Origin of the sequence: Paraburkholderia sp. CNPSo 3076 (assembly GCF_026343935.1) — a bacterium.
GTDB lineage: Bacteria > Pseudomonadota > Gammaproteobacteria > Burkholderiales > Burkholderiaceae > Paraburkholderia > Paraburkholderia nodosa.
Map to the genome: position 1 here is coordinate 1 of NZ_JAPMAL010000072.1, position 11604 is coordinate 11604.

Sequence of the window (11604 nt, forward strand, 5' to 3'; positions counted from 1 at the left end):
ACATAAGATAAAAGAACCGCGATCATCACGCGGTCCGGCCTTACCACCCTTGGAGGAGGGGGCCACCGACGAGCCAGCCTTTGACGCTGGCAAGCTCAGCGCGATAGCCCCCACCACTTTTCCCCAAATGCCCTCCCAAAGCGCCCGCGCCTCGTCGTTCTTGGCGCGCTGGTAGTTGATGGCGGCAATGATTTCCATGGGATCGCACCCAATCGCATCAGCGATGCGCGCGCACGCCAGATCGTCCGGCAAGGTGCGGCCAACGCGGTAGCTGCTCACTGAAGCACGCGTCAATCCCAATGCCTTGGCCAGTGCGTAATCGGACGGCAGTTCCAGCCGCTCCCGCACCTCATCCAGATATTGCTCAGTCGATTTCATACGCGTACCCCGTTTGTCAAGTGACCCGGAGTTAACGATAAGTCAATACGTCAACAAGGCGCAACAGATTGGGGTGTTGACGTAGTATTGAACTGAAGACTATATTTCGTGCACCGGCCCACACAGAAAACGGCCTGACCCCGCCGTGGCGACTGATCCTCGCCTTTACGGTGGGCCGGTTTTCTCACTTTCGGGGTCACATCGGGGGTTTTGTCATGCGAAACAAACCGTTACCAATTCATCCGGCATCGCTCGGCGGCTTCACGCTCGAAGGCCCGTATTTCCGTCGCCCGTCCCGCGTGACGCGCGCGCTCAACCGCTTTTTCTACTGGCTCGGCGCATGACTGAAGTCCAGCCCGCCGCATGTGAGGACGTGTCGCACGCCTACATCGCGGGCTCCATGGGTCGCGTCGTAGTAGGTAGCGTCCCATGGGCACCGCGCCGCACGCCAGCCAGCGACCGCGCCCGCGCTGAAGCGCTCGCGGCGCTCGAACCGATTCTTTCCCGCCATCGCACACAGAAGCGCGCGCCGGTGCCGGTGGGGACATTCAGCACGGCGCGCGCCACTTTTCTGGAGCAACGCAAATGAAGGCATGGGATACGGTAGTCGTGAAGGCGGACGCGGCGAGCGTCACGTTCAAGGACATGGGCGACGGCCAGCCGCGCCAGCAGGTGAGCACGCCGCACCCGTTCGCGGGCCGCGCGGGCGTGGTGCAGTCGGCAAGCTACGACCGCGACGGCAAGCCCGTTTCGGCGGTCGTGAAGTTTGACGAAACGGCGGACGGCAAGCCGTCCGAAGTGGCCGAAGTGGCTTACGCGGACGTGAACGTCCACCACGTGTTCTGACCATGCACGCGTCCCTCTCTCTCTCCCGCTTTCGCACTGGCGACAAGGTGCGCATTGATGCGCGCGGCGCGTTCTACGCCGAAATCGACGGCGAACGCGGACGCGTGGTGGCGGTCGGCCCGAAGGAGCCGAATGCGTGCCATTCGCAGGTGCCGGGCGGTTACTGCGCGGTCGAAAGTGAGGGGCGCGTGTTCCTCGTGCCGCACAACGAACTGGCATTCGACCTGTGAAGCGACTCTCCAGCGACAGCGAATGGGCCGCGTCAGTGGTCGCGGGCATCCCGCGCCCCTGGGCGGCTCGTCTGCTTTCGCGATGGGAAAAGCGGCGCGGCTCGTTCGATCCGCTCGTGACGGCAGGCGAGGGCATCGCGCGGCGCAAGGCCAACGAGGAATTGCGCGCATCGGTGGCGTCGCTGCGCCCGGTGTCGGACGCGTTGCCGCTCGACGCATCGGACAACGACGTGTGCAACCACGCATGGGAAATGGCGGAGCGGTGCCGCGTGAAGCGGCTCGGCATCGAAGCGGAACAACAACATGCTCCTACTGAAGATTTTATTGAGTGCGTGCGTGCTGCTGGTGCCGCCGTGGATTCACCATCGCTGGATACGTACGAGCAGCGGCTACGACTCGTGCCCGTATGTCGTGCCGCCGGCATTGCCCCGCCGGACGCGTCGCGTTATGAGGATCGGCCCGCCGTCATGCGCATGGTCGCGGCGCACTGGTGGCGCGGGCAACTGCGCAAGGCGCACGCGAAAGCGGTAGAGCGCGCGGCCATCGGCCTGTCGCTGGTGGCGAAAGATCGCGAGTGCTACGTGTCGTCGTGGAGCCTTGAGGCGCGGCGCTACCAGAACGAGCGCAACGCGGCCACGCTGGAGAACACGATTGCGAAAAACCTCGAAACGGAACAGGAATTCACGCTCGCGCAACTCGCGGCGAAGGGTACGGCCAACAAGGCAATCCGCCGCACGGAACTCATGACCCGAATCAATGGCTTCGAACGGATCGCCATTGCTGCGGGCCATGCCGGGCTTTTCCTGACCATCACGTGCCCTTCGAAAATGCACCGGCGCAAGGTGCAGGGCGCGCGCACGGTCGATAACGGCAACTGGGACGGCACCACGCCGGACGAGGCGCAAGCCTATCTGCGTGACGTGTGGGCGCGCATTCGCGCGGCGCTCGCGCGGCGCGGCGTGAACCTGTACGGCTTTCGCATCGCGGAGCCGCAGCATGACGGTACGCCGCACTGGCACTGCCTGTTCTTTTACGAGGCGCAGCACGCTGACACGGTGCGCACCATCGTGCGCCGCTACGCGCTCGCCATGGATGGCGACGAACCCGGCGCGCAGGCGAAGCGCTGCGACTTCAAGCGCATGGACCCGGCGAAGGGCACGGCGGCGGGCTACATCGCGAAGTACGTCGCGAAGAATATCGACGGCTACCGGCTGGAGAAAGACCTTGAAGGCAATGATTCGCTCGAAACATCCGCACGCGTCGAAGCTTGGGCATCCCGTTGGCGCATTCGTCAGTTTCAGCAGATCGGCGGCCCGCCGGTATCGGTATGGCGCGAGCTACGCAGAGTGGAAGCTGTGCCGGATGATGCGCCGCCGTTTGTGCGTGACGCACACAACGCGGTCAATAAGGTTGCTGTATTCGAGGGGCGTGACAACGCTTCCGTCGCGTGGGATCGCTACGTTAAGGCTCAAGGTGGCGTGTCGTGCGGGCGTAACTATCGAGTGCGGATCGCAAAGGTTCAGGGAGGCGGGCTTAACCGTTATGGCGAAGAGGGCGCGGCGCAAATCGTGGGGATCGAGTATGCGGACCAATACCGCAAGGTGGACGGCATCGCAACGTATTGGCGTGCGCGCACGGTAACGGTGGAATCGAAGCGCTACGAATGGGTGATTCTGCGCCCGGCTGCGCACGCCCGCGCAGGCTATGCCGCGCAGCCGGTTGAGGGTTTTGATTTGGGTTTCAAGCGCGAGCATCGCGCGCCTTGGACCTGTGTAAATAACTGTACGGTGGGGGTGAAAAGTGGGTGTGGAAGCGAGGCGGCAAGAGGCGGTGAGGGATGCGGATACAGCGATCCGGCTAGCGGAGGACGCATACAGGCAACTCCCCGCGATGGTCAAACTGCAGGGCAAGGCGTATTTCGAGGCGCTTCACACGGCAATGCGGTATGTGCTGCAGGCGGCGCAGGAAGCGGGCATCTAAAACACTGACGCGAGAGACCAATCATGAAAATTCGACCGAAAAAGGCCGTCATCGGAACCGCTGCGTGCCTGTGCTGTGGACGCGATATCCCGGTGAAGCAAAACGAGCACGGCACACTGGACCATTCGTGCCAGTGGTGCGATCTGCCCATGTACGCCAAGGAGGGGACGGAGGCGCACCGGCTGCTCATGGCGCGCGTGACGAAGTTCGAAGCCGGGCCGATTGCGCAACCGGTCGCGGATAGCGTGCCGGGCGCGCCGGACGTGGTGGTGAGCGAGAAGCCCGCGAAGGTGGCAACGCGCGGCGTGTTCGACATGCTGGCAGGGCGGGCGTGATGGCTGAACTCGACCCACAACAGGCAATGCCGGGGCTCGATGCGCTGGCCGGTATGGCGGCGCAGGCCGATGCAGAGGCGGCGGGCGTGCTGAATCCGGCGATGGCGCCGGGCGCACCAGGCGCGCAAGCGGACATGGGACCGGACTATGCCAAGGGCGCGGCCGGGCTCGTGGATCTCGCTTCGGCCGCGCTCGACGGCTACGCGCCGGGCGCGGGCTGGCCGGAGGAAAAGCGCGCGCTCATGGCCGCGTCCATTGCGCCGGTGCTGGAGAAGTACGGCTGGAACGTGGAGGGCGCGATGCCGTGCGAACTCGTGGCGCTCATGGTGTGCGGCCCGGCGCTCTATCAGTCGGCCAAGCTCGTGGCGCTGAAGATCGCAACAGACCGCGCGGAACTCGCGCGCCACATGCGCGGGCTCTCGGACCCAAACACGATTCGCGGCGCAGCGGCGGCAGAATCCGGCCCGCCAACGGCCCCGGCGACGGTGGGTGATGTCGACGCAGGAGCGGAACTCGTGCGGGCCGTCCAGACGGCCCAAATCTACCCGGAAATGTGACGCATGGCGACGCGCAAAACGGATACACCACGGCGCGCGAAGGCAGCGGGCGCGGCAGGCGGGGCCGCGCCCGATTACGGCGTCGAAGCGACAGCGCACATTGAGGCGGTGATGGGCGCGTCCGGCTCGGGAAAGTCCAGCTACGTGAAGGCCGAAATCGCGCGCGAAAACCCCGCGCGCCTGCTCGTGTTCGACCCGGACGCGGAGTGGGGCAAGTTCGGGCGGCAGTTCACGGGCGTGCAAGACGTGATCAATGCGTTTCGCGCGGCGGGGCCGGAAGGCCCGGTGCGCGTCGTGTTCGTGCCATCGCCGGACCCGAAAACGGCGGTCACGCAGTTCGACGTGATATGCCGCATCGCGTTCGCCGCGGAGCGGCTGACGTTTGTTGTGGACGAACTCAAGCTCGTGACCACGCCAAGCCGCTCGCCGGTGGGGTGGGGTATGCTCACGGGGCGCGGGCGCAAGCGAGGCATCCGGATATACGGGCTCTCGCAGCGGCCAGCATCCATCGACAAGGATTTTCTTGGCAACTGCTCATATGTGCGCACCGGACGGCTCATGTATGACGATGACGCGAAAGCGGTGGCGCGCTGCGTGCGCACCACGCCAGACGAACTGCTCGAACTGGCGGACCTCGCATGGGTCCGGCGAGACTGCAGGACAGGTGAGATTAAACGGGGGTGATCATGGTGGATTCAGTGCATGGCAGTCCAGCGGAAGGGCTGCATAACGGGACGGTTTGCGAGACGTGCAACAGATGCGCGGGCGATAGTCCGCATCCTTGCCCCTATCTGCAGCGGCAGGGAGATGAGACGACGCTTTGCAATTGCTGCGAGCGATGCGAGAGGGGGTGCAGGGAGGCCCCATTAAGTCGCGACCTATAGAACCCGCTTCGAACCCGCATCGGCGGGTTTTTTTTCGCCTGTCCGGTCGCGACCCAGGCGCGGGCACCGGACAAATATTTTTTCGAGTACTCCCCCGCTTTTCGTCGCGCTCTATAGGTCGCGTTCTATAGGTCGCGCTTTCGTGTTTTTCGGCTCGGCGGTCGCACCATCGGGGCTCACACAGACGGGCCGCATGGGGCGGCTCACTTCGGAGAGTCGAAACCATGAAAGAACTGCTCAAGGCCTACGCCCTGTTTCTGGCGATGAACGCCGTGACCAAGATCGTCGTGCGGCCTGTGGCAACGTCGCTGAACGTGCCCCTGCTCACGACCATCGTGTCGTAAGCGTCCCCGTCCACCACAACCACATAAACAGGGGCACCCATGCTTCTCGTCAAAAACGTACCGTTCACGAACGTTGTTGCCACGGGCACCGCGACCGTGAATCTGCCGGTCGGCATGTCGTACAACAAAATCATCCTCGCGCTCGGCGGCACGACCTTCACGAAGGCCATGATTACCGGCATCCGCGTGAAGGTGAACGGAAAGATCATCGTGAACGCGGTGGGCTCGCGTCTGGACCTGATCAACCAGTATCGGGGCCTCACGGCGGCGGCTGGTTTCCTGACCATCGATTTCACGGAGCCGCGCGCCAAGACCATGGCGCAGCAGTACGTGGGCAACATCAACACGTCCAGCGGCGTATCGTCGCTGACGGTCGAAGTCGATATCGCGGGCGCCACGGCTCCCACGCTCGACAGCTATTCGGAACTCGGCCCGCCAGCCAAGCTCGGCGTGCTGGCGAAGCACATCCCGTTCACGGCGTCGTTTGCGGCCTCGGGCAAGTTCCCGATGAAGCTTATCGACATCACGAACCGTGGCGCGCTCATCAAGCGCGTGCACTTCGCGCACGGCGGCAACCTCACGCAGCTGGAAGTGAAGAAAAACGGCATCGTGATTTGGGACAACGTGCTCCAGGCCGTCAACAGCTTCTGGCAGGGCGAATACCAGAAGACCTCGCAGACGAACCTCTACAGCTACGACCCGTGCGCGGACAACAACTACACGAACGCCATCATCACGGCGGACGCGACCTCGCTGGAATTCAACCCGACTTTCAGCGCGGCTGACACGGTGACGGCGGTTGTCGAAGTGCTGGATGTTCTGAGCAACATGTAAGAGCCGGGGCGGGCGCGCGGGCGGCTTGATTGCCCGGTCCCGCGCGCCTTTTTTCAAACTCTCAGGACTCAAACATGGACCCGACTCAGGACCCGAACGCGTATTACAGCGGCACCGATGCATGGGGATTCACCATGCCGGACGGCTCGCAGGTTGGACCGCAGAATGACGGCACGGTGATTGTCCCGAACACGGGGCAGGCCATCACCGGCGCGGATCAGGCGGGCTATGGCGCGAACTACGCGCCGCAAGTCATGCAAATCCTCTCGCAGGGCCTCGGCGCGTTCACGAGCATCTACAACAACAGCCAGTTGCTCGACTACAAAAAGTACGAAGCGACGCAGGCCGGGCTGGTGGCGCAAGGGCAGGCGGCAGCGGGCGCGCAGGCGGCTGTGATCACCGGTTCGCAGAGCAATCGCACGATCCTGATCATCGGCATTTTTGCCGTGATCGCGCTCGCTATCCATAAGGGCTAAGCCATGAACGGAAGCACTGGCGCAATCCTCGGCGGCGTGCAGGGCGGGCTCAATGGCGCGTTGAGCGGCGGCGGCATGGGCGGGGCAATGCAGGGCCTCGCCTATTCGAACCCGTACAGCGCGGCGGCGATGGCGGCAGGGCAGGTGCTTTCGAGCACGCTCGGCGGGCCGGACCCGAACCAGACATCCAGCAACGCGCCGTTCAACCCGTTCACGGTTGACAACTCGGGCTGGTCGGTCAACTTCGGCGACCACGGCAGCGCAAGCGCGACGGCTAATCCCGTCTCGACGCTCGCGCAGGGCCTCGCCAACGCGGGCGCGCCGAACACGATTACCGGCGCGCTCGGCGATCCGCTCGTGCTGCTCGCCATCGTGGCGGTCGTGCTCGTGATCGCGAAGCGCAAATGATTACCGTCGAAATCCGGGGCGAAGCGGTCACGGACGCGGTGCGCGCCGAAGTCGCGCGACTGCTCGACGGCGGGCGCATGCGGGAAAAGACGGACACGAGCGGCGGCATGTCGGACGCGGTGGACTGCCTGTGGCAAGCCCTGTTTTTCCGCGTGTATGCGGACGGCAAGCCAGTGGCGTTCTACGCGCTGCGCTTCCGAAAGAAGGCCTCGATTGTGCACGGCGAAGTGACGATTGCGCACGGTCGCGCGGGCTTTGACCTCGTGCGGTATGTCCTGCCGCTGATCGAAAAGCAGTGCGCGCATTGCGCGGCGCTGCGCATCGAAACGAAGCGGGCAGGGCTGATGCAAAAACTCGAACGGGCGGGCTATGGCCGCGCCAGTGTGATTCTGGAGAAAAAACTGTGCGCATCCTGAGACCCGCTGAAGTACAGAACATGGCGCGCGGAGAGCCGGTCACGCCGTGCAACCGTTCGTCCGACAACGCCAGCAGCAGCAGCACGAGCAACAACTACGCGGACAAGCGCAACGCCGTCCAGAACGGCATCGGCGTGTCCGGCGACAACAACCAGACGTCCTACTCGTCCTACTCGGTCACGACCGATCAAGGCGCGGTGCAGGCGGGCATTGGCGCGGCGGTCGCGGCGCTCGGCACGCAGGCGCAGACGGCGGCGGCGGCGATCAACGGAACCGCAGCTGTAGCGGCCAACGCCAACAGCAGCATGACGGACGTGTCGAAAAGCGTCGTTGCGGCCACGTCGCACCTCGCGGACGTGGGGCTTTCCATGCTCCAGACGAACACGGCGCTCGCGAACTCGCTGGAAGGCGGCGTGAACCAGACCACGCAGGCAGTGACCGGCCTCGCGCAGCAACTCGCGTCCACGCAGATCGCGTCGCAGAACGACAACCGATATTTGATCGCGGCAGGGCTCGCGGTCGTGGCCATTGTCGGCGTCGCGGCATTCAGCAAAAAGGCGGCGTAATGCAGAAATTCGACTTCACGGCACCGGCAAGCGGCGCGGCAGTGGTGGTGAACGCGCCGGGCCGCTATATCAAATACGTGCTCGGCAACGCGGGCGGCAACGATACCGGCCTGATCGTCACGCCAGGCAGCAAACCGGGCTCGAAAATCTTGCTCTATCCGGGGCAGGCCGTGACCCTGCCGGAAGACGGCACGGCAGGCCCGAACGGTTGGACCATCACGAACGCGGTGGGCGCGGGAACCATCATCGGGTCGGTTGTGATCGGCAACGGTCGCATTGACGACAACACGCTGCAGGGAACCGTGAACGTGGTGGATGGCGGCAAATTCCGCACGCTGTCCAACAGTGCATTCGCGTGCGCGGCCGGTGCGCCGGGTGCGGCGTCAGTGTACGGACGCAATCAGCTATGGAACCCGGCCGCAAGCGGCGTGCGCCTCGTGTGTGAGTCGGTGGTGATCAAGGCGAGTTCGACCGCGCAAAGCATGAACATTGGATTCATGAACACGCAGCTGACCGGCGGGCTCGTGCAGGGCGTGTCGAAGCTTGGCGGCGGCACGGCGGCGAAGGGCGGCGTAATGGCGGACACGAACGCATCGTCAGTCCAGACGTTCACGGCGCTTTCGGTCGCGTCGGCACAGGCAAACACGCTGCAGAACATTTACGACATCGAACCGCTCGTGGTGCCGCCGGGCTGGGGGCTCACGCTGTGGTCCACGGTCGCGAATTCCGACCTTGTGACCAATTTCCAGTGGTACGAGGAGCCGAACGTATGAAGGGGCCGGGGCCGCTGTATCTCATCGCGGCGGCGACGCTCGCGGCAGCGGCCTATGTGTGGTGGACGAACAGCCAGGCGACGCCAGCGGACATGACGGGCGACGGCACAGAGACGGACACCGGCGCGACCGGCGGATTCTTTACGGGGATATTGGACAGCATGAATTCAGGTTTCCAGAACGCGTTTTCGGACCCGGCCTCGGCGCTCGCGAACAGCAACGTGCAGGCGTTTCTTCGCATGGTGCGCGTAGGCGAGGGCACGAGCGGCGCGAACGGCTACACCACGCTTTTCGGCGGCGGGCAGTTCTCGGACATGTCGAAGCATCCGGACGTGCGCGTGCCGTTCGGCTCGACGTACAGCACGGCGGCGGGCGCGTACCAGATCAACTATCCCACGTGGCTGGACATTCAGGCGGCGCTTAGCCTTCCTGACTTTTCGGCCGCATCGCAGGACATCGCGGCATGCTGGCTGATCAAGCGCGCCGGAGCGCTCGCCGATGTGGAAAACGGGGCCGTCGATAGCGCGATTTCGAAGTGCAACAAGGTGTGGGCGAGCCTGCCGGGCGCGCCCTACGGACAACCCACGCGCACGCTCGCGCAGGCCGAAACGGACTTTGCGAGCTACGGCGGCGTGCAGACGGACGCATAAGCATGAAACTCGACAAAACCGGACTTCTGCTCGTGGGCGGCGCGGCGCTTGTGCTCGCGCTCGTGGTGAAGAAATCGACGGGCGCGGCAGCGGGCGCGCCCACGCAAAACGGGCTTGGCAGCATCGGCAGCGGCGCGGCCTCGTTCTGGTCGAACGTGGTCAACAACGTGGCGGGCTCGCCGGTCGCGACCACGAGCGGCAACAGCATGGCGCGCGTTCAACTCGGCGGCATCACGGAATTCAGCAACGGCACGTTCGATGCATCGGGCGTGTATGTGGATCCGGGGCAGCTCACGTACAACACGAACACGGGACAGGTGCAGGAAAGCCCGTTGTCCGGCATGTACGGCATCCTCTCGCCCGCAACCTACGGAATGTGACCATGAGCAAACTTGAATGGGGCGTTTTCATCGCGCTCATGTGGGCATGGGACGCACACAACCGCTCGCAGGCCGGGCGCTCGGCGCTTGGCGACGCCATGCAGCAGGAGGGCGTGGATTGGACGGCGGCGGACGGCACGAATTTCACGAACAGCGTGTGGGACCCCTACAGCGGACAGCCAACGTACATGTTCGGCACGATCAACGCGCCGGGCGGCGCGGGCATTAGCCCGTCCGACTATAGCGGCGCAATCGGGCACTTCTGACATGGGACCGAAAACCGCTCTCACGCTGGTAGGGCTCGGCGCGCTGATCGGCCTCGGTGTCTACCTGGACAGAAAGTGGACATCGAACGGCGGCGCATCGGGCATCGCGTTCAACGTCGCGGGCACGCTGTGGGATAGCGCCGTCAATGGCGCGCAGGCCATCGGCGGGCAACTGCTCGACGCCATGCCGTCCAGTCAGGTGCCTGCCGTTGTCGACGCAAACAGTAATGCAGTGAACATGGCTCATCCGGTGCAGGACACCGGAACGTTGCAGTACGAGTCGTATTTGATGGGCTTTGGCAATTAACCTCGGAGACCTAACCATGAACGCATTTTTCGCACGTCTGCAGGAACCCTCGACCCACGCGGCGCTGGCATCGCTGGCTGGCGTGGCCTCCACGGTCGCAGTCGCCAACGGCGTGGACCCGCATACGGTCGCGGCGGTCGGCGGCGTGGCCTCGGCCATCTTCGGTCTGCTCGGCGTGTTCCTCGGCGAGAAGTCGGCTCCCGCAGCGCAGTAATGGAGCCCGCGCTGCTCTGGCAGATCGGCGGAACGCTCGTCGCGGCCGGGGCGGCGTATGCGGCGATCCGCGCGGACCTTCGCAACATGCACGAGCGCATCGCCGCGCTCGAAACCCGGTTCAACAACCACATCGAAAAGGGGCTGACCCATGGCAACTCGTAAGCGCACCACCAAGCGCAAGACGCATCACCACAAGACCCCGAAGCGCAGCGCGCGCACGGGCCGTTTCGTCAAGCGCTAACCGGCGCTTCCCATCAACCACGCAGAGATAGACATGCCCAAGATCGACTGGAAAAGCGCCGCCATCGGCGCGGCGCTGCTCTATGGTTTCATGTGGTACAAGGCCAAGACGGCCTCGACCGCTGCAACCACGACCGCCGCCGCCTGATTTAAAGACGGAAGCGCCGAAGCAAGAACGCCCGCCGCTCGCGGGCGTTTTCTATGGTGGAGTCGAAATAGCCTGACAGTTTGGCGCGGCGGATTTTATCAACCACGTCCCACTGGCGGATGTAGAGCGCCATGGCGCGCTCACTGGAACAGAAGGCGGGAGCGACGGCATGCACCCATGCCGTGATATCGTCAGACGTTATAATCACGTCGCCAAACAAATCGAGCATGGTAAATGCATGTATTACGGCCCGCCGTAAGATTCTGAAATGGCGGGCCGAAGAAAGACAGAATCAACAGGCAGGAAATAATCAAGCGGCGATGCGCCGCGCATCATTGGCGGCGGGCCTAACAATTTTACATAAGATAAA

The 11604-nt window shown here is 64.1% G+C and carries 22 protein-coding genes; 20 read left to right on the forward strand and 2 right to left on the reverse strand.

Annotated features, from left to right (window positions below):
- Window positions 1–378, reverse strand: a 378-nt coding sequence (locus M3A49_RS40750; RefSeq protein WP_266233816.1) for a helix-turn-helix domain-containing protein, incomplete at its 3' end; no start/stop codon positions are given.
- Window positions 379–593: 215 nt separating this feature from the next.
- Between M3A49_RS40750 and M3A49_RS40755 the strand changes: the two genes are divergently transcribed.
- The 20 genes from M3A49_RS40755 to M3A49_RS40850 all read left to right on the forward strand — a co-directional run bounded on the left by M3A49_RS40755 (window position 594) and on the right by M3A49_RS40850 (window position 11008).
- Window positions 594–722, forward strand: coding sequence for a hypothetical protein (locus M3A49_RS40755; protein WP_266233817.1), 129 nt, complete (start codon window positions 594–596; stop codon window positions 720–722).
- Window positions 719–967 (forward strand): hypothetical protein, encoded by a 249-nt coding sequence (locus M3A49_RS40760; RefSeq protein WP_266233818.1) that lies wholly within the window; start codon window positions 719–721, stop codon window positions 965–967. The genes M3A49_RS40755 and M3A49_RS40760 overlap by 4 nt, the downstream gene beginning before the upstream one ends.
- Complete coding sequence (locus M3A49_RS40765; protein ID WP_266233819.1) at window positions 964–1224, forward strand: hypothetical protein; 261 nt, start codon at window positions 964–966, stop codon at window positions 1222–1224. The genes M3A49_RS40760 and M3A49_RS40765 overlap by 4 nt, the downstream gene beginning before the upstream one ends.
- A 2-nt stretch (window positions 1225–1226) precedes the next feature.
- On the forward strand, window positions 1227–1454 hold the full coding sequence (locus tag M3A49_RS40770; protein ID WP_266233820.1) for a hypothetical protein: 228 nt from the start codon (window positions 1227–1229) through the stop codon (window positions 1452–1454).
- Window positions 1451–3442: a replication endonuclease gene (locus M3A49_RS40775; RefSeq protein WP_266233821.1), complete on the forward strand. Its 1992-nt coding sequence runs from the start codon at window positions 1451–1453 to the stop codon at window positions 3440–3442. Before M3A49_RS40770 ends, M3A49_RS40775 begins: the two co-directional genes overlap by 4 nt.
- Window positions 3443–3457: 15 nt before the next feature.
- The gene (locus M3A49_RS40780) at window positions 3458–3769 is read left to right on the forward strand and encodes a hypothetical protein (RefSeq protein WP_266233822.1); all 312 of its coding nucleotides are present in this window, start codon (window positions 3458–3460) and stop codon (window positions 3767–3769) included.
- Window positions 3769–4326 carry a hypothetical protein gene (locus tag M3A49_RS40785; protein ID WP_266233823.1) on the forward strand — a complete coding sequence of 186 codons (558 nt, stop codon included), beginning with the start codon at window positions 3769–3771 and terminating at the stop codon, window positions 4324–4326. Before M3A49_RS40780 ends, M3A49_RS40785 begins: the two co-directional genes overlap by 1 nt.
- 3 nt (window positions 4327–4329) lie before the next feature.
- Complete coding sequence (locus M3A49_RS40790) at window positions 4330–5010, forward strand: DUF87 domain-containing protein (RefSeq protein WP_266233824.1); 681 nt, start codon at window positions 4330–4332, stop codon at window positions 5008–5010.
- Window positions 5011–5593: 583 nt separating this feature from the next.
- Window positions 5594–6388: a major capsid protein P2 gene (locus tag M3A49_RS40795; RefSeq protein ID WP_266233825.1), complete on the forward strand. Its 795-nt coding sequence runs from the start codon at window positions 5594–5596 to the stop codon at window positions 6386–6388.
- Window positions 6389–6462: 74 nt separating this feature from the next.
- The gene (locus M3A49_RS40800) at window positions 6463–6864 is read left to right on the forward strand and encodes a hypothetical protein (protein WP_266233826.1); all 402 of its coding nucleotides are present in this window, start codon (window positions 6463–6465) and stop codon (window positions 6862–6864) included.
- Between the two features lie 3 nt (window positions 6865–6867).
- The gene (locus M3A49_RS40805) at window positions 6868–7272 is read left to right on the forward strand and encodes a hypothetical protein (RefSeq protein ID WP_266233827.1); all 405 of its coding nucleotides are present in this window, start codon (window positions 6868–6870) and stop codon (window positions 7270–7272) included.
- Window positions 7269–7688 carry a hypothetical protein gene (locus M3A49_RS40810; RefSeq protein WP_266233828.1) on the forward strand — a complete coding sequence of 140 codons (420 nt, stop codon included), beginning with the start codon at window positions 7269–7271 and terminating at the stop codon, window positions 7686–7688. The genes M3A49_RS40805 and M3A49_RS40810 overlap by 4 nt, the downstream gene beginning before the upstream one ends.
- Window positions 7676–8254, forward strand: coding sequence for a hypothetical protein (locus M3A49_RS40815; protein WP_266233829.1), 579 nt, complete (start codon window positions 7676–7678; stop codon window positions 8252–8254). The genes M3A49_RS40810 and M3A49_RS40815 overlap by 13 nt, the downstream gene beginning before the upstream one ends.
- Window positions 8254–9027: a hypothetical protein gene (locus tag M3A49_RS40820; protein ID WP_266233830.1), complete on the forward strand. Its 774-nt coding sequence runs from the start codon at window positions 8254–8256 to the stop codon at window positions 9025–9027. The genes M3A49_RS40815 and M3A49_RS40820 overlap by 1 nt, the downstream gene beginning before the upstream one ends.
- Window positions 9024–9677: a glycoside hydrolase family 104 protein gene (locus tag M3A49_RS40825; protein ID WP_266233831.1), complete on the forward strand. Its 654-nt coding sequence runs from the start codon at window positions 9024–9026 to the stop codon at window positions 9675–9677. The genes M3A49_RS40820 and M3A49_RS40825 overlap by 4 nt, the downstream gene beginning before the upstream one ends.
- Before the next feature lie 2 nt (window positions 9678–9679).
- Entirely contained in the window at window positions 9680–10057 is a 378-nt protein-coding gene (locus M3A49_RS40830; RefSeq protein WP_266233832.1) for a hypothetical protein, read from the forward strand.
- Between the two features lie 2 nt (window positions 10058–10059).
- Complete coding sequence (locus M3A49_RS40835) at window positions 10060–10323, forward strand: hypothetical protein (protein WP_266233833.1); 264 nt, start codon at window positions 10060–10062, stop codon at window positions 10321–10323.
- A 1-nt stretch (window position 10324) separates the two neighbouring features.
- Window positions 10325–10630, forward strand: coding sequence for a hypothetical protein (locus M3A49_RS40840; RefSeq protein ID WP_266233834.1), 306 nt, complete (start codon window positions 10325–10327; stop codon window positions 10628–10630).
- 16 nt (window positions 10631–10646) lie between these two features.
- Window positions 10647–10844, forward strand: a complete 198-nt coding sequence (locus M3A49_RS40845; RefSeq protein ID WP_266233835.1) for a hypothetical protein — start codon at window positions 10647–10649, stop codon at window positions 10842–10844.
- On the forward strand, window positions 10844–11008 hold the full coding sequence (locus tag M3A49_RS40850; RefSeq protein WP_266233836.1) for a hypothetical protein: 165 nt from the start codon (window positions 10844–10846) through the stop codon (window positions 11006–11008). Before M3A49_RS40845 ends, M3A49_RS40850 begins: the two co-directional genes overlap by 1 nt.
- Window positions 11009–11235: 227 nt before the next feature.
- Here M3A49_RS40850 and M3A49_RS40855 read toward each other — a convergent pair whose 3' ends face one another.
- Complete coding sequence (locus tag M3A49_RS40855) at window positions 11236–11463, reverse strand: hypothetical protein (protein WP_266233837.1); 228 nt, start codon at window positions 11461–11463, stop codon at window positions 11236–11238.
- Window positions 11464–11604 lie beyond the last annotated feature (141 nt).